At 61.2% G+C, this 26,595-nt stretch carries 23 protein-coding genes; 14 read left to right on the plus strand and 9 right to left on the minus strand.

Going from position 1 to position 26,595, the window contains the following annotated elements; translation table 11 throughout:
- The first annotated feature begins 256 nt into the window (after positions 1–256).
- Complete coding sequence (locus DTJ15_RS06970; RefSeq protein WP_043557888.1) at positions 257–709, plus strand: GatB/YqeY domain-containing protein; 453 nt, start codon at positions 257–259, stop codon at positions 707–709.
- 67 nt (positions 710–776) lie between these two features.
- Here the strand turns inward: DTJ15_RS06970 and DTJ15_RS06975 are convergent, their stop codons facing one another.
- Positions 777–1,730 carry a DMT family transporter gene (locus DTJ15_RS06975; RefSeq protein ID WP_081562871.1) on the minus strand — a complete coding sequence of 318 codons (954 nt, stop codon included), beginning with the start codon at positions 1,728–1,730 and terminating at the stop codon, positions 777–779.
- 82 nt (positions 1,731–1,812) lie between these two features.
- Entirely contained in the window at positions 1,813–2,751 is a 939-nt protein-coding gene (locus tag DTJ15_RS06980) for a DMT family transporter (RefSeq protein WP_249109707.1), read from the minus strand.
- Positions 2,752–2,878: 127 nt separating this feature from the next.
- On the opposite strand from DTJ15_RS06980, the gene dnaG reads away from it, so the two are divergent.
- The 6 genes from dnaG to DTJ15_RS07010 all read left to right on the plus strand — a co-directional run bounded on the left by dnaG (position 2,879) and on the right by DTJ15_RS07010 (position 9,862).
- A complete protein-coding gene (gene dnaG / locus DTJ15_RS06985; RefSeq protein WP_249109708.1) occupies positions 2,879–4,732 on the plus strand; it encodes a DNA primase in 1,854 nt (617 codons plus the stop codon).
- Positions 4,733–4,879: 147 nt separating this feature from the next.
- Positions 4,880–6,823, plus strand: a complete 1,944-nt coding sequence (rpoD, locus tag DTJ15_RS06990) for an RNA polymerase sigma factor RpoD (RefSeq protein WP_043557893.1) — start codon at positions 4,880–4,882, stop codon at positions 6,821–6,823.
- A gap of 192 nt (positions 6,824–7,015) precedes the next feature.
- Positions 7,016–7,465: a 30S ribosomal protein S6 gene (gene rpsF, locus DTJ15_RS06995; protein WP_043557894.1), complete on the plus strand. Its 450-nt coding sequence runs from the start codon at positions 7,016–7,018 to the stop codon at positions 7,463–7,465.
- A gap of 6 nt (positions 7,466–7,471) precedes the next feature.
- Positions 7,472–7,756 carry a 30S ribosomal protein S18 gene (gene rpsR, locus DTJ15_RS07000; RefSeq protein WP_043557896.1) on the plus strand — a complete coding sequence of 95 codons (285 nt, stop codon included), beginning with the start codon at positions 7,472–7,474 and terminating at the stop codon, positions 7,754–7,756.
- Positions 7,757–7,766: 10 nt separating this feature from the next.
- On the plus strand, positions 7,767–8,387 hold the full coding sequence (rplI, locus tag DTJ15_RS07005; protein WP_043557897.1) for a 50S ribosomal protein L9: 621 nt from the start codon (positions 7,767–7,769) through the stop codon (positions 8,385–8,387).
- Between the two features lie 233 nt (positions 8,388–8,620).
- Entirely contained in the window at positions 8,621–9,862 is a 1,242-nt protein-coding gene (locus DTJ15_RS07010; protein WP_043557898.1) for a cyclopropane-fatty-acyl-phospholipid synthase family protein, read from the plus strand.
- 60 nt (positions 9,863–9,922) lie between these two features.
- Here DTJ15_RS07010 and rsmA read toward each other — a convergent pair whose 3' ends face one another.
- Genes rsmA through DTJ15_RS07045 form a run of 7 tightly spaced genes read right to left on the minus strand, consistent with a single transcriptional unit; the run spans position 9,923 to position 18,811 of the window.
- A complete protein-coding gene (rsmA, locus tag DTJ15_RS07015) occupies positions 9,923–10,774 on the minus strand; it encodes a 16S rRNA (adenine(1518)-N(6)/adenine(1519)-N(6))-dimethyltransferase RsmA (RefSeq protein WP_249109709.1) in 852 nt (283 codons plus the stop codon).
- Positions 10,771–12,171 (minus strand): peptidylprolyl isomerase, encoded by a 1,401-nt coding sequence (locus DTJ15_RS07020; protein ID WP_408610220.1) that lies wholly within the window; start codon positions 12,169–12,171, stop codon positions 10,771–10,773. The genes rsmA and DTJ15_RS07020 overlap by 4 nt, the downstream gene beginning before the upstream one ends.
- A complete protein-coding gene (locus tag DTJ15_RS07025) occupies positions 12,168–14,588 on the minus strand; it encodes an LPS-assembly protein LptD (RefSeq protein WP_103765207.1) in 2,421 nt (806 codons plus the stop codon). The genes DTJ15_RS07020 and DTJ15_RS07025 overlap by 4 nt, the downstream gene beginning before the upstream one ends.
- Positions 14,588–15,706, minus strand: a complete 1,119-nt coding sequence (gene lptG, locus DTJ15_RS07030) for an LPS export ABC transporter permease LptG (protein WP_081562877.1) — start codon at positions 15,704–15,706, stop codon at positions 14,588–14,590. Before lptG ends, DTJ15_RS07025 begins: the two co-directional genes overlap by 1 nt.
- 29 nt (positions 15,707–15,735) lie before the next feature.
- The gene (locus tag DTJ15_RS07035; protein WP_249109710.1) at positions 15,736–16,911 is read right to left on the minus strand and encodes an LptF/LptG family permease; all 1,176 of its coding nucleotides are present in this window, start codon (positions 16,909–16,911) and stop codon (positions 15,736–15,738) included.
- A 1-nt stretch (position 16,912) separates the two neighbouring features.
- Positions 16,913–17,965, minus strand: a complete 1,053-nt coding sequence (locus DTJ15_RS07040; RefSeq protein WP_249109711.1) for an L-threonylcarbamoyladenylate synthase — start codon at positions 17,963–17,965, stop codon at positions 16,913–16,915.
- 54 nt (positions 17,966–18,019) lie between these two features.
- Positions 18,020–18,811: a 3'(2'),5'-bisphosphate nucleotidase CysQ gene (locus DTJ15_RS07045; RefSeq protein ID WP_043557903.1), complete on the minus strand. Its 792-nt coding sequence runs from the start codon at positions 18,809–18,811 to the stop codon at positions 18,020–18,022.
- 213 nt (positions 18,812–19,024) lie between these two features.
- On the opposite strand from DTJ15_RS07045, the gene DTJ15_RS07050 reads away from it, so the two are divergent.
- The 7 genes from DTJ15_RS07050 to DTJ15_RS07080 all read left to right on the plus strand — a co-directional run bounded on the left by DTJ15_RS07050 (position 19,025) and on the right by DTJ15_RS07080 (position 26,538).
- The gene (locus DTJ15_RS07050) at positions 19,025–20,542 is read left to right on the plus strand and encodes a leucyl aminopeptidase (RefSeq protein WP_043558362.1); all 1,518 of its coding nucleotides are present in this window, start codon (positions 19,025–19,027) and stop codon (positions 20,540–20,542) included.
- A gap of 112 nt (positions 20,543–20,654) precedes the next feature.
- Entirely contained in the window at positions 20,655–21,152 is a 498-nt protein-coding gene (locus tag DTJ15_RS07055) for a DNA polymerase III subunit chi (protein ID WP_086442027.1), read from the plus strand.
- Positions 21,153–21,160: 8 nt separating this feature from the next.
- Positions 21,161–22,489, plus strand: coding sequence for a hypothetical protein (locus DTJ15_RS07060; RefSeq protein ID WP_086431247.1), 1,329 nt, complete (start codon positions 21,161–21,163; stop codon positions 22,487–22,489).
- Between the two features lie 5 nt (positions 22,490–22,494).
- Positions 22,495–23,358 carry a hypothetical protein gene (locus DTJ15_RS07065; RefSeq protein WP_146046898.1) on the plus strand — a complete coding sequence of 288 codons (864 nt, stop codon included), beginning with the start codon at positions 22,495–22,497 and terminating at the stop codon, positions 23,356–23,358.
- On the plus strand, positions 23,355–23,891 hold the full coding sequence (locus DTJ15_RS07070; protein ID WP_043557906.1) for a hypothetical protein: 537 nt from the start codon (positions 23,355–23,357) through the stop codon (positions 23,889–23,891). The genes DTJ15_RS07065 and DTJ15_RS07070 overlap by 4 nt, the downstream gene beginning before the upstream one ends.
- On the plus strand, positions 23,891–25,096 hold the full coding sequence (locus DTJ15_RS07075; RefSeq protein WP_249109713.1) for a hypothetical protein: 1,206 nt from the start codon (positions 23,891–23,893) through the stop codon (positions 25,094–25,096). Before DTJ15_RS07070 ends, DTJ15_RS07075 begins: the two co-directional genes overlap by 1 nt.
- 2 nt (positions 25,097–25,098) lie before the next feature.
- Positions 25,099–26,538, plus strand: coding sequence for a hypothetical protein (locus DTJ15_RS07080; protein WP_249109715.1), 1,440 nt, complete (start codon positions 25,099–25,101; stop codon positions 26,536–26,538).
- The last annotated feature ends 57 nt before the right edge of the window (positions 26,539–26,595 follow it).

Genomic DNA, 26,595 nt, shown 5'->3' on the forward strand with positions numbered 1-26,595 from the left:
CTGCTGCTCTGCCTCGTGCCCTGTCTGTTCTGAACCCGGATGGGCCTGTCCCTTCATAGGGCAGCCAGAGCGTGATGGGAAGTTTTTTCCCATATGGAGGGAGGGTGCTGGAATACAAGCCATGGTGGGAAGTTTTTTCCCGCATCTGTGACTGCTCCCTGTGGACTCCTGCAATATCGACAGGACAGTGCAGGGCTGGTACCTCTTACGCTCCTTTATGGAACTTATAAACTCATCATTAAGAGAGAGAACCATCATGTCACTCCGTACCCGTATCATGGATGATCTCAAGGCAGCCATGAAGGCCGGTCAGTCTGACCGTGTGGCGCAGATCCGTGCCATTTCCGCAAAGATCAAGGACCTTGATGTCGCTGCCCGGGCCAAGAGTGGGGAGGTGAGTGAGGATGATATCCTTCTGGCCCTGCGTTCCATGATCAAGACACGCACGGAGTCTGCGGCCATGTACCATCAGGGCAACCGGCCCGAACTGGCCGCCAAGGAAGAGGCGGAAATCGAGACCATCCGCAACTATCTCCCGGCGGAACTGTCCGAAGATGCCCTGAAAGAAGCCATTGCCGAGGCCGTGAAGGAAACAGGTGCCGAGGGCATGAAGGACATGGGCAAGGTGATGGGTGTGCTGAAAGGTCGCTTCGGTGCGGCACTGGATGCCGGACGGGCCAGCGGTCTTGTCAAGGCCCATCTCGGCTGACGGTTTTTCCGCTTTGCGGACCGGAGTGTGAAAACCCCGCCTGATGAAACAGGCGGGGTTTTTCGTGTCAGTGGTAGGAGTGGGAGGCTTCGTTGTTCTTGTGGGCCCGGACACAGGCCAGAACGCCGCTGACGGAGAGCAGGAAGGCAGCAGCTTCCCATATGGTGGGCAGGCGCTGCTCCCAGAGGAAGCCGTAGATCAGCGAGAAGAGCGTTTCGAACAGGATCATCTGCCCGACCATCGTCAGGGGCAGAAGATGGGTCATGCGGTTCCAGAACGCATTGGCGATGGTGGAGGAGAACAGCCCCACACCGCAGGAAATGAGGATAAAGCGTGTCCAGCCGGTCGTGGGCAGGTGCGCCGGCCAGAAGAAGGCGGCTGGCAGGAGAATGACCAGCGACAGGATACCGGCCATGACGCCCGTCAGCAGGTTCCATTCATCGCTCGTGATGTGATCCAGCTTTTTCAGCCAGTCAGAGTTGATGACATTGAACAGTGTCCAGCCCAGCAGGGACCCGATGGCCATCAGCAGGCCGACGGCCTGTAGCAGCGGGCCGGTATGATGCAGGGCGGAGCCGACAAAGAAATTCTGCCAGGAGATGCAGAGGATGCCCGCCGTGCTGAGCAGGATGGATGGGATGAGCTGGCGGAATGTGACAACGGCATTATGGCGACAGATGCCAGCCAGTGTCACCGTGACGGGGATGAAGCCGATGATGAGGGATGGCATGGCTACGCCGCTCAGCTGGATGGCCACGCCCATCATGCTGTAATAGCCCACGCTGCCCAGTATGGCGAGAAGTACGAGCGCCCGGAATGCCTTGAAGGTAAGGTGTGGCAGCAGCGTTTTCAGGCGTGGGAGAAGGATGAGAAGGGAGACGATCCCGAAGGTCAGATAGCGCAGCGTTGCCAGCTGAAAAGGCGTGAACGGGGCGACAAGCTCCGGGGCGAGAAATGTTATCCCCCAGAATGCTCCCGCCATGGCACCATAAGCGGTGCCCATGAGGATGGAACGTGTCATGCAGGCTCATTCTTGAATTGTTAATTATGCGATATGGGCCTGTGTTGTAGGTAATGGTGCCTGCGTCAAGAGGGAAGAGTGTTCAGCCGTGCTTCGCCGGACCATGGGCACGGACGCAGGAGATGACCCCACTGATGGCCAGAACGATGGCGCAGGCCTCCAGAGGCCGGGGAAAACGCTGCTCCCAGAGGAAGCCGTAGATCAGCGAGAAGAGTGTTTCGAACAGGATCATCTGCCCGACCATCGTCAGGGGCAGCAGGCGTGTCATGCTGTTCCAGAACGCATTGGCCACGACCGAGGCCAGCAGGCCCATCCCGCAGGCAACCATGAGGAAATGCGCCCAGCCCGTGGCGGGCAGATGCTGCGGCAGCAGGAAGGCCAGAGGCAGCATGAGCAGGGCGAGAGCCCCGGTGACGAGGCCTGTCAGCAGGTTCCAGTCATTGTGGGTGATGTGGTCAAGCCGCCGTAGCCAGTTGGCGTTCTTGACGACAAAGCCTGTCCAGCTGAGCAGGGCACAGGCCGCCATGAGCAGCCCGGCCAGCTGGACCCAGAGGCCGCCCTGATGCTGGGGAGAGGCATTGTGAAAATTCTGCCAGGCGATGCAGACAATGCCGCCTGTACTGAGCAGCATGGAAGGGACAAGCTGGCGGACATGCAGGGTGGAATCATGCCGCAGTGCTCCCACGAGGGTCACCGTGACAGGGATGAAACCGACGATCAGCGAGGGCATGGCTACGCCACAGAGCTGCACGGCCGTGCTGAGCAGGCTGTAATAGATGATGTTGCCCATCAGGCTGAGCCCCAGCAGGCCCCACCATTCGGCAGCACCCAGATGGGGAAGGAGTGTCTTCAGCTTCGGGGCGAGCAGCAGCAGGGCGATGACCCCATAGGTGACGAACCGGACAGACGCGAGCTGCAATGGTGCGAAGGGGCCGATCAGCTCCGGAGCGAGGAGGGACAGTCCCCACAATGCTCCTGCTGCGGCGCCGCAGGCAATGCCGGTGAAGGTGGAACGTGTCATGAAAAGGCCCGCTCTCTGCTCTGGAATGGAGGGTGTGACCTGTCGTGTGTTGAAGTTTGGGGTTCTTTCGTCAAGGGGGAATCGGGAGCATCTTCCTTTTTGGGGGGGAGAGTGTCACAGTGTGTGCATGGCCATAGACACTGCGTTTCTTGATGAACTGCGCCAGCGGACATCCCTTACATCCCTGTTCGGCCGGCGGAACAAGCTGGTCCGGTCCGGCCGGAACTGGAAAGTCTGCTGCCCCTTTCATGGGGAAAAGACGCCTTCGCTTTACATCTATGATGATCACTATCACTGCTTTGGCTGTGGCGCACATGGTGATGCGATCAGCTACATCATGCAGAGTGAGGGGGCCGGGTTCCGTGAGGCTGTCGAGCGGTTGGCGTCGGAAGCCGGGATGGAGGTTCCGGCTGATGACCCGCGGCAGGTCGAGAAGGCCCGTGTCCGGCAGACCCTGCATGATGTCATGGATGAGGTCCAGGCCATCTATCGCAGCAGGCTCTACCAGCCGGAAGGTCGTGCCGGGCTGGATTACCTGCAGAAGCGTGGCCTGAGTGAAGAGACGCTGGAGCGTTTCGGGCTCGGCTGGTCTGGTGACGGGCGCTCCCTGCTGAAGGCGCTGGAAGGGAAAAACATTACAGCGGCGACGCTGGTTCAGGTCGGGCTGATGCGGACCGATGAAAATGGGCATCCCAAGGGCGAGCTGTTCTTCAACCGGGTCATGTTTCCGATCCGGGACAGGAAGGGGCGGATCATCTCTTTCGGCGGGCGTGTTCTGGGGGATGGCCAGCCCAAATATCTGAATGGGCCAGAGACAGAAATCTTTTCCAAAAGACGGACACTCTTCAATATCGATCTGGCACGGCAGGCCATCCACAAGGGCGCAAAGGCCGTGGTGGTGGAAGGGTACATGGATGTCATTGCCATGGCTCAGGCAGGTTTTGCCGGGGCTGTGGCGCCATTGGGTACGGCTCTGGGCGATGAGCAGCTGGAACTGCTCTGGCGGATGACGGACACGCCCATCATCTGTTTTGATGGTGATGGCGCCGGGCAGCGTGCGGCCCTGCGGTCCTGCGAGGTTGCCCTGCCATTGCTGAAGGTCGGGCGCAGCCTGCGGTTCTGTCGTCTGGATGGTGGAGATGACCCTGATTCCCTTCTCCGGCGGGAGGGCGTACAGGGCATGGAGCGCCGTCTTGCGGCTGCCCGCCCGATGGAAGAAGAGCTGTTCGGCCTGCTGACAGCGCAGGAGCGTGACCCGACGCCCGAGCGGCGGGCGGCCTTGCGGGAGAAACTCAATGCCCTAGCCCGGATGATTCCGGACAAGGTGCTGGCTGGTGAATATCGCAGCACGTTGAACGATATGTTCTTCGCCCGCTATCGCCGTCAGAAGCCGGGATGGGGGAGGCGTGGGCAGCAGGACAGCATGACCGCCTCTGTCATTCCGGTCTCAGCGGAGCGCACCGTAGAGGAGGGCAGTGGTGAACGGCTGAACATTCTCACGGCCATCCTGCTCCAGCATCCGGACATATTGCCGGGTATTGACCGGGAATATAATGCGCTGGCCCTGTCGGGCTCTCTCGCCGATATCCGTACGGCCCTGTTGAGCTGGGCTGATGAATGTACCGGTGCCCTGACGGCGGAAAGCTGCCGGGAGTGGATGGCCGGGCAGGGGCTGGCAGATGCGGTGGCAGCACTGTGCAGCAGTTCCATGCCCCGGCAGGTGCGGGTGGAGGATGATGAGGACCGCATGCAGGCGGTCATGAAGCTCTGGTGGCATTTCTATGCGCTGGAAAATCTCAGGACACTTCAGGAAACAGTGGAAGAAGAGGTGCGCCGGACAGTGGAGCAGCTTCTGAATTCTTCCTCCGAATCGGATGAGGCAACGAAGCGGACATTACTGGCGGCGATGCAGGCCAAGCAGAACGTGCTGTTTGCCCTCCGCCGGGGAGAAAGCCCGCAGCTGGAGCCGGAAGACGGCTGAAGTGGCGGATGGACGTTGAGCCCGATGCCCGGGATAAAGCACGCAATCGCAACTTTCTGGTGCCCCGGTCCTTGACTTGGAGGGCTGGATTAACCAATTCCAAGCTGCCCCATTACTGGCTTTCGAGTAAAGTTGACGGAGAGACGCATGGCCACAAAATCAGCCTCTGGATCAGACAGGAATGCACCAGAGCAGGACAGTTCTCCGCTTGATGTGCAGTCCTCGGCCGTCAAGAAGCTGATTGCCAAGGGGCGGTCTGCCGGTCACATCACGTTTGATGAACTGAATGCCATCCTCCCGCAGGACAAGATGTCTTCCGAGCAGATCGAGGACGTCATGGCTGCCCTCTCCGAAATGGGGATACAGGTGGTCGAAAGCGTGGACAAGGAGGAAGAAGAGGGCAGTAGCGAAGACCGTTCTGGCAATGACGACGCCTCGGATGACGAGGCGAATGGTGGTAATGTCGATGCTGTTGCGGCCAGCCGGACGGATGACCCTGTCCGCATGTATCTCCGTGAGATGGGAGCGGTGGAGCTCCTTTCCCGTGAGGGTGAGATTGCCATTGCCAAGCGTATTGAGGCCGGGCGTGGAGAGATGATCGGAGGGCTGTGCCGCAGCCCGCTGACCTTCCAGTCCATCCTGGGCTGGTATGAGCAGCTCAAGAACGAGACGCTGCTCCTGCGTGAGGTGATCGATCTTGAGGCCAGCCAGAGCGACCCTGAATCGCCAGAGGATATGGAAGACCTGACATCCGAGGAAGAGAACGAACCGGATGACGAGTCTGAGGACAGTGATGGAGATGGCAGTGGCAGCGAGGGGAGTGGCCTGTCACTCTCTGCGCTGGAGGAAAAACTCCGCCCGGACATCATGCTGCTGTTTGAAGCCTTCGAGCCGCTTTATCAGAAGCTGATAAAGATGCAGAGCCAGCGTCTCAAGGTCCTGCTGGAAGGGCGGTCCCCGTCCGATACGGATGAGAAGAAATATAACAAGCTGCGGACGGAGCTTGTCGCTCTTGTGGAGCGGATGCGCCTGCACAATAATCGTATTGAGGAGCTGGTCCAGTCCCTGAAGGCTCATGTGCAGAAGCTGAATGCCGTTGAGGGGCGGATGCTGCGTCTGGCAGAAACATGCAAGATTCCCCGTGAAGATTTCATGGACCGGTATCGTCATCAGGAGCTGGCGCCGGACTGGATCGAAGGCATCTGCCAGCTTCCCGGCAAAGGCTGGAAGACCCTGACAAGCAAGCACCTCCCCGCCCTTGAGAAAATGAGGGACGAAGTGGCTGCCCTGGCCAAGGAAACTGGCCTGCCGGTGGATGAGTTCCGTCTGGTCTATCAGACCATTTCCCGTGGGGAACGTGATTCCACCCGGGCAAAGAAGGAGATGATTGAGGCCAATCTGCGGCTGGTGATCTCCATTGCCAAGAAATACACCAATCGTGGCCTTCAGTTCCTTGACCTGATCCAGGAAGGGAACATCGGCCTGATGAAGGCGGTAGACAAGTTTGAATATCGCCGTGGCTACAAGTTCTCCACCTATGCGACATGGTGGATCCGTCAGGCGATTACCCGCTCCATTGCCGATCAGGCCAAGACAATCCGTATCCCCGTGCACATGATCGAGACGATCAACAAGCTGGTACGGACATCCCGGCAGATGCTGCATGAAATTGGCCGTGAGCCCGCCCCGGAAGAACTGGCCGAGAAGCTGGGTATGCCGCTGGAGAAAGTCCGCAAGGTCCTCAAGATCGCCAAGGAACCGATTTCCCTTGAGACACCGATCGGTGATGAGGAAGACAGCCATCTTGGTGACTTCATTGAGGACAAGACCGCCGTCATTCCGCTGGATGCCGCCATCCAGACGAACCTGCGTGAGGCAACGACCCGTGTTCTGGCCTCTCTGACGCCTCGTGAGGAGCGTGTGCTGCGTATGCGCTTTGGTATCGGCATGAACACCGATCACACGCTGGAGGAAGTGGGCCAGCAGTTCAATGTGACCCGTGAGCGTATCCGCCAGATTGAGGCCAAGGCGCTCCGCAAGCTCAAGCATCCGAGCCGCAGCCGCAAGCTGCGCTCCTTCCTTGATGATTGATCCGGTTTGCCGGTAAGGGCCTCGGGCTCTGCCGGTTTTCCTTGCCTTTGGGCCGTTTTCGTGCTTAAAGGCCGCTTTCCCTGCCGTGCGCTATGGCGGCGCAACGGCTATACCCGGCACTCCTTCATTGGGGGAGTGCGGTCAGGCCAGCACTGGGCTGGTCCGGGTTGACCTTATCCGAAGGGAGTTTTCATGCCACTTTATGAGACCGTGCTGATTGCACGTAACGATGTCTCTCAGGCTCAGGTTGAAACCCTGGTCGAGAACATCTCCGGTATTCTTGGCGAGCACGGCGGGACCATCCGCAAGCGTGAGTTCTGGGGTCTGCGTACCCTTGCTTACCGCATCAAGAAGAACCGCAAGGGCCATTATGTCCTGCTGGGGATTGAAGCCCCGGTCGAGGCCATGAACGAGATGAGCCGTCAGATGGGCCTGCATGACGATGTCCTGCGTCTGCTGACACTCCGTGTTGATGAGATCGATGAGACACCGTCCCCGATCCTGTCCCGCAAGGATGATCGTGGTGACCGTGGGTCCCGTGGTGGGGCTCGCAGCGGTGGGCGTTATGAGAGCGGTCGTGGCGGCCGTCGTCATAACGATTCCTCAGAGACGCGCGATCACAACGCGGCTGCAGCGGAGTAAGAAACCATGTCAGACACAAACACGACACCGGCAGTCAACCCTGCCTCCCGCCGTCTGGCTGTTGGGGCACGTCGTCCCTTCTACCGCCGTCGGAAATCCTGCCCGTTCTCCGGTGCGAACGCTCCGAAGATCGACTACAAGGACGTGCGTCTTCTGAGCCGTTTCCTGTCCGAGCGTGGCAAGATCGTTCCCAGCCGCATCACGGCAGTGTCGGCCAAAAAGCAGCGTGAACTGGCGCAGGCGATCAAGCGCGCCCGCTTCCTCGCCCTGCTCCCTTACGTTGTAAACTGAGGAGCACGACATGTCCCAGACATCACTGATTCTGCTTCAGCGTGTGGAAAATCTCGGCCAGATGGGCGACGTCGTCCGTGTGAAGCCGGGTTATGCCCGCAACTTCCTCCTGCCCAAGGGTAAGGCCCTGCGTGCCACGGCTGCAAACCGTGCCCGTTTTGATAACGAGCGCGCCCAGCTGGAAGCCCAGAACATCCGCAAGCGTGAAGAGGCTGAGCGTCTTTCCGAGCGTATGCATGGCCTGAGCGTGACGCTGATCCGTCAGGCTGGTGACAGCGGCAGCCTCTATGGCTCCGTGACACCGCGTGACATCGCTGCCGCTGCTACGGCTGCTGGCCTGACAGTGGCCCGCCAGCAGGTTGTGCTGGATGAGCCGATCAAGGTTCTTGGCCTTGTGGAAGCCCGCATCATCCTGCACCCGGAAGTTTCCATCCAGATCACGGTCAATGTGGCCCGTTCTGAGGAAGAGGCCGAGCGTCAGGCCCGTGGTGAGGCCGTTGGTCATGAAGAGGAAGAGGACAACATCCTCGGTGAGCTTCATGCCGAGCAGGCTGCTGAAGAGGCTGCGGCTGAGTCCGCTGCTCTGGCAGCTGAGGGCGAAGTTGCTGAAGGCGCTGGTCACGAGGGCTGATCTTCGATCATTCCTTTCGGACATCGTCCAGAAGAACCCGGCAGGCAAGGCGCCTGCCGGGTTTTTTCTTTTTGGGGGCGGGAAGAAAGTGACGCCTTTCAGCTGATGACGTTTTTCCAGTATGCCGGGGGGCTTGCCATATTGCTGGACTATGCCAAAGTCTGAAAAAGCAGTTGAAGCAGGGGGTTGGTAGCAACAGACCTGTTTCGTTCCGAATCAGGATGGAATAACGCATGAAATCGGTTCTTGATGCTCTGCTGAAGCGCTTCATTTATTTTGGTAGCCTGTCCGTGACCTATAGCGACGGCACGGTGCGACAGTATCAGGGAGAAAGGCCGGGGCGCAGGGCTGCTGTCCGGATCCTTACAGCCGCAGCGGAGAGGGCACTGGCTCTCAAACCGGCGCTTGCCTTCGGTGAAGAATATATGAACGGCACGGTCGTGCCTGATGGCTGTTCGCTGGAGGACGTCCTGTGGGTCATCATACCCAATGTGGAGCGTGGAGGGTTGTTGAGTGAGGATATCAGCGGCAGGCTGCGTTATGTCAGCCGTGTGCTGCGCCCTCTGAACTCGCTCAAGCGTTCCCGCAGCAATGTCGCTCATCATTATGACCTCAATGGCAGCCTGTATGAGCTGTTTCTCGATAAGGACAGACAGTATTCCTGCGCCTATTTCGAGCATGATGGCATGTCGCTTGATGATGCTCAGCGTGCCAAGAAGCGGCACATTGCTGCCAAGCTGAACCTGAATCAGCCGGGGCTGGAGGTTCTGGATATTGGTTGTGGCTGGGGCGGCATGGCCCTGACGCTTGCCCGGGATTACGGTGCAAAGGTGACGGGTATTACCCTGTCCGTTGAACAGCTTCAGGTGGCCCGTAAGAGGGCACAGGATGAGAAGCTGGATCATCTTGTGTCATTTGAGCTGCTGGATTACCGGACGCTGAAAAAGCAGTTCGACCGTATCGTGTCTGTCGGCATGTTCGAGCATGTCGGGGTGCGGCAGTATGAGACCTTCTTCAACCACATCAAGCGGCTTCTGAAACCGGATGGCGTGGCGGTCATTCATTCCATCGGGCGGATGGATGGGCCGGGCATGACCAATCCGTGGATTTCGAAATATATTTTCCCCGGCGGTTATTCTCCGGCCCTGAGCGAGACACTGGCTGCACTGGAGCAGACAGGTCTGTGGTTGACGGATTGCGAGGTCTGGCGCCTGCATTACGCCAAGACACTGGCACACTGGCGGAAGCGTTTTGATGGGAACAGGGAAAAGATACGGGCCCTGTATGATGACCGTTTCGTGCGGATGTTCGAGCTTTATCTGCTGGCCAGTGAGCTGGCCTTCCGTATTCAGGGGCATATGAACTTCCAGCTTCAGATCACCCGGGGCATTGAAGCGGTACCGCTGACTCGTGATTACATGTTTGAGGCTGAAAATGCCCAGCGGGAAAAAGACAGAGCGAAGACGGGAGGTTGAGCCTGTCGATAGGTCCGTGAAGAAGAAAGCCCCCCATATAAATGATGGGGGGCTTTCTGTTTATGTATCGTTCTGCTTTTGCTGGAGATGACAGCGGGCGAGGCTGTCAAATTCGGCAATGGAGAGCGTCTCTGCCCGTCTGGTCGGGTCGATGCCGGTTTCTTCCAGCAGTATGGCCCCCTTGATGGGTTTTAGCGCAGCCCGCAGCATCTTGCGGCGCTGCCCGAAGGCGGCTGCCGTGACCTGTTCCATGGCCTTGAACAAGGCCGGAGAAGGCTGCTCAGCATGAGGGATGATGAGCGCCACAGCTGAGTGGACCTTGGGTGGTGGTGAGAAGGCCCCCGGTGGCAGGGTCAAGGCGATGGAGCAGTCAGCGCACCATTGTGAAAGAACGGCCAGTCGCCCGTAAGCGGAGGTGCCGGGGGCGGCGCAGACCCGTTCAGCCACCTCTTTCTGGAACATCAGAGCCATGCGGGACCATTGGTCGGCCTGTCGTAGCCAGCCTACAAGAAGAGGGGTGGCGACATTATAGGGCAGATTGGCGATGATCTGTCGGGGGGCGGGGGCGAGCTGGGCCGCATCCAGCTTCAGCGCATCCTGGCGGACGATGTGCAGCTGGTCTGGATAATGGGTCTGAAGCTCTTCAAGGAGAGGCCAGGCCCGTCGGTCAATTTCAACAGCATGAACGCTTTTGGCATTGGATTGCAGCAGGGCCCGGGTCAGCCCCCCCGGCCCGGGACCGATCTCCACGATGTGACTGTCGGTCAGATTGCCGCCCAGAGCGGCAATGCGCATGCAGAGCGTGGGGTCCAGCAGGAAGTGCTGGCCGAGTGTCTTGAGGGCGTCCAGCCCATGCGCCCGGATGCTCTCCCGCAGGGAAGGAAGGGGGGGCAGGGCAGTCTCGGGTGTCATCCGTGGGACAATACGGTTTTGGCGGCCGGACGGAGCTTGATGATGGCGTGGCGGCGCAGGGAACGCTGGAGCTGCTGGGAGGCCTGCTCAACACGTTCATTCATCAGCTGGTCGGCAATCTGGCCGGGTGTCTGCTGTGCCAGATTGCGTTCTTCGCGGGAGCAGACCATGATGAGCGCAATGCCATCCGGTGCCACAAGCGGGCGGGAGACATGCCCCGTGGGGATTTTCTCCACGACCTGCCGCATCTGCGGCGCAAGACGCTCCATGACCTGAAGGCCAGGATTGCTGGGGCGGGTATTGCCCAGGGAGGTGTTCAGGCTCTCCATCTCATTGCAGCTTTTGATGGTCTGGGACGCATGAAGAGCTTTCTGGAGGGAGAGCTTCTGCTGGTCTGTCGGTTCAGCTGGATTCAGGGCAGAGCTGAAGGGGAAGAAAGCCTGTCTCATGCTGAGGAGTGTCCCCATCTGCTTGCCGATGGTCCGGCGGGCATGAACAGTGACAATGGCATAACCGCCGGGAACCTTGATGGGGTTGGAGATGGCATTTTCCGGCATTTTTCTGATGACGGAAAGCACTTCCGGCTCGATGTTGTCTTCCTGCATCCATCCGCGGGAGCCCCCCTGAAGGGCGGACTGGTCCTGTGAGAACTGGGCTGCCACGATGGGAAAGGGAGCTCCGTTGCGCAGCTGTGTGATGATGGTCTTCACAAAGGAGAGTTCCGTCTCATCATGACGGGGATCAATGACAGGGATGAAGATTTCACTGATGAAATATTGCGGGCGGCCTGCTTCATTCTGAAGGGCCTGCTCACGCTGGGTGATCTGGAGGGGGGTCACACGGCTGCGAACGCCGAGGTCTTCCCGGAGAACCTGCATCCAGCCGATCTGGACACGCAGCTGGTCGATCAGGGTCGTCAGGGAGATGCCATCCGCTTTCAGGCGGTTCCGCAAGGCATTTTCCGGCATGCCATTGCGGGCCTCAATGGTGTGGATGGCCTCGGCAATCTGTTCAGGCTCGACATTGATGTGCCGACCAAGGATTTCCTGCATTTTCAGCCGTTCATCAATCAGCTGGTTGATGAGCTGGCTGCGCATCCGTGCCATGATTTCGGGGGTGAGGGGCAGCCCGGTGGAAACGGCAAACAGCCGGGCCCGGTCTTCCACATCACGCTGTGTGAGGATCTGCCCGTTCACGATCGCAATGATCTGGTCTTCTGTCAGGGCAGAGGGAGAACCTGCCTGGTCTGATGGGGTCGCAGCTGCCTGCTTCTGGGCTGGGGCCTGCCCATGGCGGGCGGCCACGGCGCCACCGCCGACCATCAGGGCGGCGCAGGCTGTCAGGGGCAGAAGGGTGGAGCGGGAGAGACGGGAGCAGAAGGACGTGGTCAAGATCATTTTCCGAACGTACCGAGAGATCTGAGTGAAATGCTGAAGCCGACAGACAGTCTGGGGCGCCGTCCCCCAATGCGGGTGTTCTGACGGGAGACATAGAAATTTGTTGTGAGACAGTCGTTAGAGTAGCCGATTACCCCACCATTCGCCACAAATTCCTTACGGGAAATACTGCGCCGTGTGTAGTAGGCGAAATGGACATGTTTCCACCGGCCCGTGACGCCCCCGCTGATCTCGCTTGTCTTGCTGAGATAGGGATTGTTCAGGATTGTGGGGTTCAGATGTCTGAAATGCGGGGTGTAGTAATAGTAATATGATGTTATCGGCTCATAGACATACCCGGCCGACACACGCAGGAAAGGCAGCCCGGCAGAAACGAGCCCTTCCCCGTAATCGAAGCTCCGGCTGTAGGGATTGAAGCGCCCGCGGGCTGTCAGGTCGAAAAAGCGCGACGGTGTCATCTGGATCCGTCCGACAGGGTCGGAGAAGGTGTGCTGGACACCAGAATAGGCAAGATAGGCCGGACCACCACGGGTGGGGTGCTCGATGAAGCTCTCCCCGATCAGCATGTCGATGGAGCGGCCATTCCAGCTCCAGTTCTGATGCAGGCCGACATTGGCCCGCAGGCCACCATCAAGCCGGTCGGTGCCCATGTACCGGTTCAGCGCAAACAGCGTCGTATCGTTGAATTCGTAGGCGAAGCTGTCTTCATTGGGGAGCTGTCTGTGCAGGGCATTACCGGTATTGGGGGCGGCGATCAGCTGCACGATGGGCTCAAGAACCTGCGTGCCATGCCCTTTGGCAAAGGAGCGGAGAAAGGGCCAGCTGACCTTGACAGCCACCGTCGGCTGGGCCTGCCCCCGGACATGGGAGCCTGCATTTTCATAGAGCGGCTGCTCATGCATGCGGGTGGCGTGGTAGAGCATGGAGTCAACACGGGCGGTCAGCACCCATTGCTGTCCCCAACGGTTGGTCCATGGGCGGTCCCACTGGAGGGCAAGCTCGCCACGCTGGTCGTTGGCACCACGCTCGCGCAGGACCACGAAATCGGTCGTGTGGATGCTCAGCCGCCCGCCGAGCCGGTCCGGCTCTCCCTGGAACTCATAGGTGAAGCGGGGCAGGGAATAGGGCAGGTCCCTGTTGTTGATGAGCCCCTGGTTCAGCCCCTGATAGACCTGCGTATCCAGCCGGAGATAGGAGCCGACCCCGAAGCCTTCCAGATAGGCGTTGGAATTGAGCGTGTCGTTGCCATAGCCTGGCAGGCTGTAGTCGCGCATGTAGTTGGCTGAGGTGGCACGATTGGCATTGAAGCCAACCCGCCAGTGCGGAGAGAGATTGAACTCGCCACGGCTGGCGATATAGGCCTGTGCGCCGTGTTCTTTCCCGCCGTTGCTGAGCTCGCCAAAGGCGTTGTAGAAGGGCCGTCCCCGCAGGGTGTCATCAGCCACCCCGCCCTCAAAACGGATATAACCGTTGTTCAGGCGGTTGCGGTAGATGGTGGAAAGCTGCGGGCCGGATTTGGTGGAGACCAGCGGTGTGAAGGTGGCGTCCTGATGTCCGTCAATGACCCAGTAATAGGGCAGGCTGAAGACCGTACCCAGATAATGGTCATGGGGTTTGACATTGAAATTCAGCAGGCCACTGTGGCGTTGTGAGCTGGGATCCGTGACAGGCAGATAAGGAAAATAGAAGACCGGCACACCAAGGACATGCAGCCAGGCCCGGTCGAACTCTATGTTCTGGTTGTCCTTGTCCTGCGTCATGCCATGGGCCTTGATGTCCCAGACGGGTGAGCGCTCGGGGTGAGCCGCACAGACGGGACAGGCCGTATAGACGGGGTTGGCGAAATCCGTCACGCGGCTGTTGCTCCGGCGCATGCCGCTGCTGGAGAGTTTGGCCTCATCTGGCATGCGGACATACATGGAGGAGCTGACAGCATCTTTCATGCCGTGGGCCAGCTCGACATGGTCAGCGTAGGCGATGGTCCCGTCAGGCTGTGTCAGGGCTACATGATGGATGGCCCTGATGATGCCTGCTGCCCGGTCGTAGGTGACCGTATCAGCCCGGAGGGTCTGCTCGCCCTGCCAGAGGCGGACATTCCCCTCCAGAATGAGCAGCCCGGTTTTATCGTAGCTTTCATGGTCGGCCAGATACGTCACCGGGTCTGAGCTGGAAACACGCCCATCTGCTGAACTGTCCGTCGTCGGGCTGGAGGGCAGAGTGCGGGCATTCTTCGGGGCTTTTGCCCGGGGAGCTGTGCCCGCCATGGCTGCCGTGCTGTCGGGAGTGGTCTGCGGAGCGGGCTGGGCAGAGGCAGGAATGACCTGAAGCAGGGCCCCCAGGGCTGTCCCTGCAAGGGCCTGGCTAAGCAGTGACCGGGGCTTTCCAGCGCGGAATGGAAAGTCATCAGACAGTGGCATCAGCCATCCTCCAAGTGCAGCAGCAGGGCTGCGGCAAGACACAAACCGGCACCCGCCGGACCCCATGCAGCAGGGAACGGGGGTAGAGCTCCAGACTTTCCCAGCTGCTCGGCTATTTTGGAGACAGCAAAAAGGGCAAAGCCAGCGGTGACACCAACGCCCAGCATGCGCATGATCCCGCCCCGCCCGGCTGGGCGCATGGAAAAACCGGCGGAAACAAGCGTCATGGTGACGGCCAGCATAGGAAGGGCCAGTAGCCCTTGAAAGTGGAGACGATAAGGTATCGTGGAAAAACCGGAATGACGCAACAGTTTAATCACTCCGGGCAATGCCCAGAGGGACAGGGCATCAGCCGGAAGGGTGCGCTGTTTTAAGGTTTCCGCAGTGATTCCGGAGGGGAACAGGCTGTCATTTTTCCATTGTGGGGGATGGCCATCCGAAAGGACAAGAACGCCATGGAGTCTCCACAAGCCATCCGCAAGTAGACCTTCGGAGACTTCCATCCGCTGCTGGAGTGTCATGTCATGACCCAGCCGGAAGATGGTGATGGCCTGCCCGCGCAGGGTCCGGCCCTGCTGCTGGAGTGTGCCGATATGAAAAATGACATCACCATGGGCAGCCGGATTGCCGGGGTCCCGTATCCATAGATCGGAAAAACGGGTTCCGTCATGGTCGTGCTGGCCCCGCAGCCATGTCTTGTCCAGCTGGGCCGCCAGCCCGTAGCTGAAGGAGGAAAGGGGCGACAGCCCGGCACTGACGGCAAGTCCCATCAGCGCGGCACAGAGCGCAGGGCTGGTGAGAACCTGCCAGGCGGATATTCCCGCCGCCCGGGTTACGACAAGTTCGGAAGACCGGGCCAGACGGGAGAAGCAGATCACACCCCCCAGCAATATGGCAAAGGGCAGGATATAGATCACATAATATGGCACATGCAGGGCGGTGATTTCCAGCACGCGCATGAGGCCAGCCTCTGGATGGGCGGCAGCCCGACGGAGGAGGTCGATGAAGTCAAACAGGGAGATCAGTCCGGTCAGGGCCAATAGGGTCAGGCACGTTGTCATGACGAACCGGCGGCCGACATAACGGGCAAGAGTGAAAGAGAAACCGGAATGGACCATGGGGGCGCAGCGCTCTCTGTCGTGTCGGGCTAGCGGGAGGCCGGGGAGGGAACAGGGGTGGCGGACAGCCTGTAACGGCGGGTGGCATCCCACAGCAGAAGCCCTCCCCCGAGGGTAATGGGCAGCAGAACCTCCGTCCATAGCAGGGGCACGAGTGATGGGTCTCTTTCCGCCAGATTCTTGAGCATCAGGGACAGGATCATCAGCCCCACGACGCTCAGGATGGCCACTGTTGGCCGGATGATGTTGCCATGGCGGCTGAAACGCCCCCGCAGCACGCAGAGCAGTCCGATCATGCCGTAGGACAGGCAGGCCAGCGGGCCGGTCAGGCGTGTCCAGCCTTCGATGAGCAGCTTGTTGCGTGCATGGGGGGACAGATCGCCCTGTGGGTGGAAAAGCTGGGACATGGTCAGTTCCGCCACGTCCGGGCTGAGGGCCTGGTCATGTGGGGAGCCGAAATCCAGCGTTTCAAGCTGGAAGAGCAGGGTACTCAGTTCCCCGGTCCGGCGGTTGAGTGTCTGGCGGGAGCCGTTATGCAGGATCAGGCGCAGCGTATTGCCGTGCGGCTCTGCCAGCCCATCCTCGGCAAGGATGGTCACGGGATTGGCCGGAACCCGGTTGTCCTCAATCATGATACCACCAAAACTGTCATCGCTGCGGCGTTCGCGGACATAAACGGTCATGGCTTTCGAGATGGGGGTGAAGACCCCTTCTTCCAGCAGGAAGGCGGCCGCCCGGTTGCGGATTTCCAGCTCATACCGGTGGAAGTGATGATAGGCGAGAGGTGCCCCCCACAGGCTCAATCCATAAGCTGTCAGAGTGGCAAAACCGGCGCAGAGCAGGCCGGGGCAGGCCAGTCGTAGAGGGGACAGACCGGTAGCCTGGAGGATGGTCAGTTCCCGGTCACTGTCCAGCCGCTGATAGACCCAGAGAATGACGAGGAAGCAGGTCACCGGCAGAATGACGGTGATGAAGGAGGGGAGCATCAGCAGGGTCAGATGCAGGAAGGCTGGCAGGGAGAGACCGTGCTGGACGATCATGCCGATGAAATGCAGCGACTGGGTCAGCCATATCAGGGCAGTGGCTCCGCCCGTCAGGGCGGCCAGTCCCAGAAGCAGGTGCTGGAGGATGTAACGTTCCCGCAGGGGGAGGAGCCTTTCGGGTTTTATGAGGCGCCCGCCCCTGCCTGCATGGAGCCGGGCCATGTCAGGTTGGGGGAGCGGCAGAATCCGTCGGGCGGGGAGCGGCCGCCCGTTTCAGCCTGTCTTTCAGGGCACGGCCCAGCCCGGCATCCGGCAGGGGAGCCACGGCTATGCCGGCCAGTCCCTGCCGACTGGCAGACTGGTCCAGCTGGCGCAGGCTGGCAAACAGGCGACGGGCAGCTTCTTCCACATTGCCATCGGGGCTGAGATTGAGGGTGAGGCTGGAGGAAACTGTCTCAGCCTGTGTGTCCCCAAAGGTCAGGAAGGCCTCATCAGGTTGGGCGTGGGTAGCATCCAGCCTGACAGGCAGGGACGGTGCATAATGGGATGAGAGCTGCCCCGGGGCGTTGGGGTGGCTGGTGCCATCAGCTGCGCCAGCATGGTCGGCCACAATGATGGGACCGCAGATTTCCTGCAACTCTTCCAGCGTCACGCCTCCGGGGCGGCGGAGTATGGGGCGGGACCCGGAGAGGTCCAGCACGGTGCTTTCCAGCCCGACGGCACAGGGCCCCGTGTCCAGCACGGCATCAATCCGGCCTTCCAGCTCGTCCAGAACGTGACGTGCGGTGGAAGGGCTGACCCTGCCGGAACGATTGGCGGAAGGAGCCGCAATGGGAGCCCCGGCCAGGCGGAGCAGGTCTTCCACCGCACGGCCTTTGGGAACACGGACCGCCAGCGTTTCCAACCCTGCGGTGACCGCCTGTGCAATACGGCTCTTCGCATGGCGGGGCAGGATGAGTGTCAGCGGCCCGGGCCAGAAACGCTGGGCCAGACGTCGGGCCATGTCATGCAGGGGAATGGCCATGTCGGCCTCGGCAAAGGCGGCATCAGCTGAAGCGAAATGACTGATGAGGGGATTGAAGGATGGGCGTCCCTTTGCCTTGAAGATACGCTCCACTGTCCGCTGTGAGGTGGCCAGCCCTCCCAGCCCGTAGACCGTTTCCGTCCCGAAGGCGACCAGAGCCCCCTGCCGGAGCAGCCGGGCTGCACGCCGGATACCATCATGGTCCTGGTCGAGCCGTTCTGTGCGGTGATGGGAGGAGGCAGTATGGGGCATGGTGATGATACCGGGTGATGAAGCGGGGAGGGGGAGAGAGTTGGGAGGGGGAGGTCAGTCCTGCGAATAGCCGGTGCAGAAGAAGGGGGAGTTGAGCCAGCCCTTTTTGCCGTAGCGCAGTGTCTGGCCTGCATCGTCCAGCAGGTGCCCGCCTGCGGCTTCCAGGATGGCCTGCGGGGCAGCGGTGTCCCATTCCATGGTCGGACCGAAGCGGGGGTAGAAATCAGCCTTGCCCTCGGCAATGAGGATGATCTTGGCGGCAGACCCCATGTGCGTGACGGACTGGACATGCCGCCCGGCCAGCCATTTTTTCAGCAGGGCCTCGGATGTGTGGTGAGATGATGTCAGAACCCGCAGCCCATCCGGTCCCGGCTCTGTCGTCCTGATGGGGTGGCGCTGCGTGCCGATCAGCTGGAAGGCTCCCTGCCCGATACCCCCGCCATACACGCCCTGTCTGGCGGGCAGGGCCACGGCACCCAGCACGGGCCTGTTGTTGCGGATCAGCCCGATATTGATGGTGAAATCTTCCCCTCCGGCGGCGAACCCCCGTGTGCCATCAAGGGGATCAATCAGCCAGTAGCTGTTGCCCGCCGGGACATGGATGCCCGCGGCATGTTCCTCTTCCGCAATGGCGGGGATGGCCGGGCAGGCGTCCCGCAGGCGGGCGAGGATGTGGCGCTCCGATGCCTTGTCTGCTTCCGTGACAGGCGAGGAATCGGCCTTGATCTCGGTCTGGAACCCACGGTCACGGATCTCTCTTACGATCCCGGCGGCTTCGGTGGCAATTTCCAGAGCCAGCGTCAGCAGCTCATGGTCGTGTGGGAGGGTCTCGGGGGAAACAGTCATGGCAACAGGTTACCGTATTATGGATCATTCGTCACTTCTCCTCTTCTCTGCTATGATGGGCAGACTGAAAAGAGGAAGTCCCATCCCGTCACGCTCATGTGAGGCTGGTCCGCCAGTCCTGGCCGGGGCTGTGGCTTTCTTTGCAGATGAGGGCAGGGTCCATGCTGTTCCTGCAGAAGGTGGGGCCTGCCAGAAGAATGAAACAGGATGATCATGATCGATATTTCTTTTACAGCAGCAGCCCGCCCGGAAGATGGTAATGGCCTTTCCGCTGTTCTGCTCTGTCATGGAGCGGAGTTTGCACAGGGTGCCGTGTTCCGCCAGCATGATGAGGCCCTGGGCGGTGCCCTGTCCCGTGCTGTTTCCTTGCGGGACTTCTCTGGCAAGGCCGGACAGACTCTCAGCCTGACAGCTCCATCAGCGGCTGTGGCGCAGTTCCACCTTCTGGGCTGCGCCCCGGCGGATGATGAGCCGCAGAGTGCTGGGACGGCGGCCCGGAGTGCCGGGGGTGAGGCTGTGAAACTGCTGAAGGCCAGCGGTGTCGAGGCGCAGGACGCTGCCTTGCTGCTGGAAGCCGGGCAGGCGCCGCTGGCGGCGGAAATCGCCCTGGGTGCCCAGCTGGGCAGCTATCGGTTTGACCGCTACAGAACGGTAAGCAGCAGGACACCGGCCCTTCAGGCACTGCATGTGGTCCTGCCTGATGCCGGACAGCTGGCAGAGGCCCGGGCAGGCTGGAAGGAGCTGGAAGGGCTTGGCAGAAGTGTTTTCCTGACGCGGGACCTCGTCAACGAGCCCGCCAATGTCCTTTTCCCGGAGGAATTTGCACAGCGCATCAAAGAGCTGGAATCTCTGGGGTTGGAGGTCGAGGTGCTGGACCGTGCCCGGATGGAAGAGCTTGGCTTTGGTGCCCTGCTGGGCGTGGCGCAGGGCAGCGAGAAGCCGCCTTTCACCGTCATCATGCGGCATAGGGGGGCTGCCGGGACTGACAGTGCGCCGCTGGCCTTCATCGGCAAGGGTGTGACCTTTGATTCCGGTGGCATTTCCATCAAGCCCGCTGCTGGCATGGATGAAATGAAGATGGACATGGGCGGTGCTGCCGCTGTTGTGGGCGTGATGAGCGCTCTGGCCCGCCGGAAGGCACCGGTCAATGCCGTGGGTGTTGTCGGCCTTGTGGAAAACATGGTTTCCGGGGCGGCCCAACGTCCGGGTGATATCGTGAAAAGCCATAGCGGGCAGACCATCGAGGTGCTGAATACTGATGCGGAAGGGCGTCTCGTTCTGGCGGATCTCCTGTCTTACACACGGCAGACTTTTGAACCGGCCCTGATGGTCAATCTGGCCACGCTGACAGGGGCCATTGTCGTGGCTTTGGGCAGCGATCATGCTGGGCTGTTCAGCAATGATGACCAGCTTGCCAGTGCGTTGGCCCAGGCTGGTGAGGAAAGCGGTGAGACCCTGTGGCGCATGCCGATGGGGGCCTCTTACAATCGCCGGATTGATTCCGACATTGCCGACATGAAGAACATCGGGGGACGGCCGGGCAGTTCCATTCTGGCAGCCGAATTCCTGAAGCGTTTTGTCGGGGACACACCCTGGGCTCATCTGGATATCGCCGGCACAGCGTGGGCAGAGCAGGCTTCTGCCATTACCCCTAAAGGTGCCAGTGGGTTTGGTGTACGGCTGCTGGACCGGTTTGTCCGGTTGCATCAGGAGAGAACGTCCCGGCACTGAGGGATGGAGAGACGGGCAGTCCCCGCAGGGGGGCATGTCCGGGCTGGCCCTTGCTGGTTTCCCCCCTGTGGGAAAGGAAACCGGCAAGGGCTTTTCATGAAAGAGGCATGACATGCAGGAGCCGTCTGATGGGCTGGTCACGCACAGGGTGTATCCGCCGCAGGACGTGCAGGTGGGGTTCTATCATCTGACACGGACGTCTTTTGAAGCCGCCCTGCCTGCCCTGCTGAACCGGACGCTTGAGGCTGGCGAGCGTGCCGTGATTCGCTGTCAGGATGCCGGGCAGGTCAAGATGCTGGACGAGGCCCTGTGGGCCACGCCTGCCGGTGTCTGGCTGCCACATGGCAGCCGTGCGATGGGCCATGCGGACCGCCAGCCTGTCTGGCTGACAGCGTGTGATGAATTACCCAATGGCGGCGCCTTCCTGTTCCGCATGAATGGGGCCTGGGATGGGGCGCTGACGGGGTTCAGGAGGATTTTCGACCTGTTCAACGGGCATGACGGGGACGCCGTCCAGCAGGCCCGTCTGCGCTGGAAAGAGATGAAACAGGCCGGATACCGCCTGACATACTGGCAGCAGGACGCCAGAGGTTGGAGAAGGGCAGGGTAAAGCCGGACATGTCGTTTCATGACCCTTTCATGGTCTGTCTGCTGGTTTTTATGGCCGTGCTGCTCTGTGGGGAGAGGCATGTCCGCATTTTTGTCAGCGGGCTCTGGCGTTCCGTGCCACTGGCTCTCTGGCGGCGGGGCGGCTGCCACATGGCAGGCATGGTCGTGGCCATGCTGGCGCTGGCGGTTTCGCACCATGTGGGGGCGGCGGCCTGTCTGGTGGCCGTGTCGCTCACCCTCATGGGAGGAGGGACCGTTTTTCAGCCCGTCTGGGGGATTCCGGCGCTGGTTGGGTATGGTCTGCTGCCTGATGGGGCAGGGGGCGTGGGGTTGATGGCCGTCTGTCTCTGGGGTGCGGGCCGGGCCGGCAGCGATGGGGCGGCCCGTCTGGTCGCCCTGCTCCTGCTGCTGGGGCTGGGACATGGGTTGGCTGCCCTGCATCCTCTGGGGTGGGTTCTGGCCGCTGTCGGTCTGGCGGGGGTATGTCTTCTGGCCGGGGCGTGGCCGGACCGGCTCTCCCTGTATCGGCACTGTCGGTTGGTGCGGCCCGTGCTTCTGTTGGGCATTGTGGAAATTTCACGCCAACAGGGCATGGACCTTGGGGTGGAGGGTGCCCTTTTTGCGCTTCTGCTGGACCTTGTCTGTCAGTCTCTGGCTGTGATCTGGCACCGGGCGGCCCTGCTGCTGTTGCCAGCTCCGCCGTTGCCGGGATTTGTCGTAGGGTGGGTTGGTCTTCATGCGGCTTTGGGGTTGAGCAGCAGTACGGAAGGATGGACCGTGGTGGGCTGTTTGCTGGGGGTGGCCATCATGGGGCTTGCCTGTGGGGATGGCATGGTGCTGCTGGGTGAAGGTGCGGCCGTCCTGCCAGAGGAGCGCCGCCGGTCCTGGATATGGGGTCTCTTTCTGGCCATGGGGCTGCCTTCGGCCTGTGGCATGGTGGCAGGCTGGATGACGGGCCATGGTGCGGGTTGGGCGGCCTGGTTGTATGGCCTGTCCGGTGGTGATGGCAGTCTGATGGCTCTGCCGCTGTTCTGGGCGGGCCTGCTGCCTCTCTGGTTCTGCCTGTCCCGTGGGCGCTGGCGTGATGGGCCGGATGCTGGCCTGCAACGGGATGGAGGGAGCAGCCCCATGCTGGGTAGTCTCCAGCCTTACATGCAGGCACAGCCTGTCCGTCCCCGGGGCCTGCGGCGGTGGTTGATGCGGGGGCAGCGGCAGGTTCGCAGTGTTCGTCTTTCCGCAAGGGAGATTCTGTCCCTTCTCCCTGTGCAGGAGCCGGAAGCAGTTTTCTGGCTTGTCTTTCTGGGGGGTGTGCTGGTTGTCATGGGGCTGGCGCAATGATGGGCATGGTTCTGCTTTCTGGCCTTCGTGTTCTGCTGGAGCTGAGCCTTCAGCTGGCCGTGATCCTGCTTCTCCTGCCGGCAATGTTCTGGCTGGGGGAGGATGTTCCGGCCCTGCTGGTTGGCAGGGCTGTGGCACCATTGCGGGAGAGATATGGCCGGATGGCTGCATTCTGGCGGCTGACCCTGCGGCATGGCCTGCCGCTGGAGGATGGGCTGATGCTGGCTCTGGGGCTGCTGGTGCTGCTCTGTCTGGCCGGTTTGTCCATCGTCATGCCGGATGTCGGTGCCGTGATGGGTGCATGGCTGGCGGACCCGTTGCTGATGGGGAGTGTTCTGCTGGCTGGCGCTTTCTGGGCTGTCCCGGGGCCGCTCTGGTGGATGCATGGACGCTGCTGCCTAGTCCTCTGTCTGACAGAAGCTTTCATCGTGCTGGCGGCTCCGGGTGTGACCGGCCTGCGGGGTGTGCAGCAGCTTTTGCTGGCGGCACCGGGGTCCAGTCTGGCTGGGACAGCCCTCTGCTGTGCCGTGGCGCTGGCCCTGACGACCTCCCTGCCGGATCGCCAGACACTGGCTGATGACATGGTGGCGAGGGGCCAGCCTGTTGGCCGGTTGGCACGGGATCAGCGACAGGTGATCGTGGGCGTGTATCATGCTGGCTGGTCGCTGCTTCTGGGGGATCTTCTGCTGCCTGTCCTGTTTGGTCTGGAGGGGCCGGGGGGAGTTCTCGGGCTGTCTGTCAGGTTCGTGGGGGGGAGTGTTCTGGTAGCTCTGGGGCAGATGACAGGCATGAGACGGCATGGACGGTTTGTGGCCCTTCTGCTGGGGCTGGCCGGGTTGATGGCGCTTGCCGGGAGGTTTGCCGTATGATGGCCGGGTTTGCCTGCGCACTGGTATTCGTTCTGCTGAGGCTGGGGCGGGATGGTCGCTGGCTGCCGCTTTATGGCGGGTTCTGCGCCATCATTGCGGGGACATCCGGTACGGGAGGGCTGGCAGGTCTCTGTGCCCTGCTGCTGCCGGTTTTCAATCTGATCCTGTGGGGGCTCGTGCGGCATTTTGCTGTTGGCCAGCAAGGGCGTCTCCTTGCCAGTGGGCGGGGTTTGCTGCCTGTCGTGATGACATTGCTCCTGCAGGTTGTTCTGGCTTTCTTTGGGGCAGGTCTCGGACTGGTGCCGACTTTTGGCATCGGTCTGGTGCTGGCCGGTTTGTGTGCAGCAGCCTGTGGTGTGGCTCTGGCCCAGTTCTGCGGGCTGATCATGGCTGTGGATGGCCTCATGGTGATGGCGGCCATCCTGCCTTCATGGGGGCTGTTCGTGACGGCTGTGGCACTCTGGGCGGTCATGGTGTTCCTGGCACTTGTGCTTCTGCCCCGGCTGGCCTGGTTGCGGGTGGAGGAAGGGTGATGATGCTGGCTGCCGCGTCTTTCTCTTCCGGACTGTTTGCGTCTCCTGTGCTGTTCGGGCTGATGTGCTGGCCGTTTCTGGTGGTCTGGGTCCTGTGGGCTTCACGCCGGCCCGATCAGGCCAGCTTCATGGCACGGCTGGGGCTGGGTCTCAGTGGCCTGGCCCTGTTGGGCTGTTCGTCCGGCATGACGTGGGGACAGGAGGTCTGTCTGGCCATGGAGGCCTGTGTACCGGCGCTGCTCTTTGTTCTGCGGGGCAGAACTGAACCGATCACGGGGACGGCGTCCTTCAGGGAAGGGATGAGCGTCTATCTGCCCTTTCTGGTAACAGGTTGCGTGTTTATGGGGCTTCTGCTGCGCCCCCCTCTGGCAGCCCTGTTTTTTGATGGTGCCGGGACTGTCCTGCTGGCCTGGTGGGATGGCCGGGCAACCCGGCGGGCCATGCCTGCCTGGGAGGTGGTCCGTCTGCGGCTGAGTGGCCTGATACTGGCGGGGCTTGGCTTTGCAGTGATGCAGGGAGGGGGTGTGTTTTCCAGCAGCGAGAGTGCAGCCCAGGTTGGGCAGGTTCTGGCGCTGACAGGGTTGTGCATGATGGCGGGGCTGGGGAGTGCCGTGTCCAGCCGGGCAGAGCTGGTCCTGCTGGATACGGGGCTGCGTTTTGTTCCGCTGTTTCTTATGGCGTTGCTGGCCGTGACCCCTTTCATGCGGCACCTCATGGTGGTGGCTGGACTGCTGGCTCTGGCAGGCACGTTTCTGGGGCGACAGGGCAGTTTTCCACTTCTTTCATGGATGACGGGTTTGGGCGTGCTGGCTGCGGGAACAGGGCAGATGCCATGCCTTCTCCTGCTTTATGGGGGCGCCCTGCTCGCCACGGCCCTGCGGCTGGGATGTGATGGCCTGCTTCTGGGAGGTGTGGCTGCCCTGCCGGTGCAGATGGTCCTGCCCGTCATCATGATCGTACTGGCTGTCATGGTGCCGCTGCTGGGCTGGCCGGCCCTGCTTGGGCTGCTGGCCTGTGTGATGCTGGGATTCCGGCATCTGGAGCTGGAAACCATGCCGCAGGGTGTTCTGGCCGTTTGGCAGCGTGGTGGCTGGGTGATGCGGGAACTCCTTCTGCTGCTGGTTCTTCTGGCCCTGCTGGCCGTTGCGCTGCTGGTCTGGGGAGGCATGCTGGTTCCTCCCTTGCCTGACCTGAAAGGACATTGAACATGACGGAAGGATCAGTCGTCCTGCCCGAAGGGGAGCGTGTCGGGCTGTTTCATTACCGTGTGACGGCGGAGGGCTGGCTGCATCTGTTGCAGCAGAATGTCCGGCTGATGTCCCTGCTGGGTTTCTGGGCGGATGAGGAATGGGCCACGGCCCTGTTCCTGTTACAGGGTGAGCAGCCTTTGCTGCTCAGTACAGCGGTGGTGCAGGGGCGTTATCAGGCAGCCTCGCAGTATTTCCCGGCGGCCCAGTGGGGGGAGCGTATGGCCAGGGACCTCTGGGGTGTGGAGGCCTGGTCTGCGTTGGATGACAGTCCGGCTTTGGATGATGGCAGCTGGTCCCTTGCGGCGCCATTGTCTGCCCGTCCCCTGCCTGTCAGCGAGGGGACGGGGCAGCCTTTGCCACGGTGCAGGATTGCGCCCTTCCGTACGGCCATACCGGGCCTGCTGGGTGTGGATTATGTGCTGGCCGACGGTGTGATGCAGCAGGTGGAGGTGCAGATTGCGGCTGGCCATCGTGGTGTCCTGTCCCGTCTGGTCGGGTTGACACCGCAGGAGGCCATGCCGCTGGTGGCCCGGATTTCAGCAGGTGGGTTTGTGGCCCATCCTCTGGCGTTCGTCCGGGCGCTGGAGCAGGCAGAAAATCGCCAGATAGACCCACGGGAGCGGGACAGACGGCTCATTTTGCTGGAGGTGGAACGGCTGGGGCTGCATCTGTTTGATCTGGCGCAGACGGCCCATCAGGCTGGTGCTGGCCTGATGGCGAGCCTGTGCGACCATGCCCGGGAGCATCTTGCGGGCCTCTGTACGGCGCATGGTCTGTCCCGCCGTCTGACAGACAGCATCAGGCTGGAGGGAAGCAGTGGCGTTGATGCGATGATTCCGTTTGTTCAGGCCGTGGTGCAGGGGGTGGCCCCACGGCTGGAGCAGATCAGACAGCTGGCCCGTCTGTCGGATGGACGGTTGAAAACCATAGCCACCGTGCCGACAGAACTGGCGTGGGATTATGCGCTGGGTGGGGTGATTGGCCGGGCCAGTGGGCGGTATCTGGACATGCGCTACATGGATGAGGGTGTCCGCACGCAGGCGATGGGTGGGGCTGGGCGTCATGAAGGGGATGCCTGGGCACGCAGTCGGCAGCGTCTGGCAGAAAGTCAGGAAGCCCTGAAAATCATGGAGTGTATTGTCGCCGATTATGGTGCGGAGAGTGAGCGCCAGGCCATGCCCCGCACTGATGAAGGGCTGGGCGTGGCCGAGGGAGCCCGAGGAGATGTCTGGTACCATGTCGTGCTGAAGGAGGGACGGTTGGCCAGTGTTCAGATACGGGATCCGCTTGTGCCTCTTCTGGCCGTGCTGGGTTCCGTGCTGGAAGGGCATGAGCCGGAACAGCTGGGGCTTGCGCTGGTATCTCTGGGCCTGTCGCCCGCCGGAGTTGCCTTGTGAGGTGGCCTGCCTGAAAAGCTCTGGCATCCGTCAGGGTGTTATATTATAACATATAAA

This window comes from Parasaccharibacter sp. TMW 2.1891 (assembly GCF_023337675.1).
Taxonomy (GTDB): Bacteria; Pseudomonadota; Alphaproteobacteria; order Acetobacterales; family Acetobacteraceae; genus Bombella; species Bombella apis.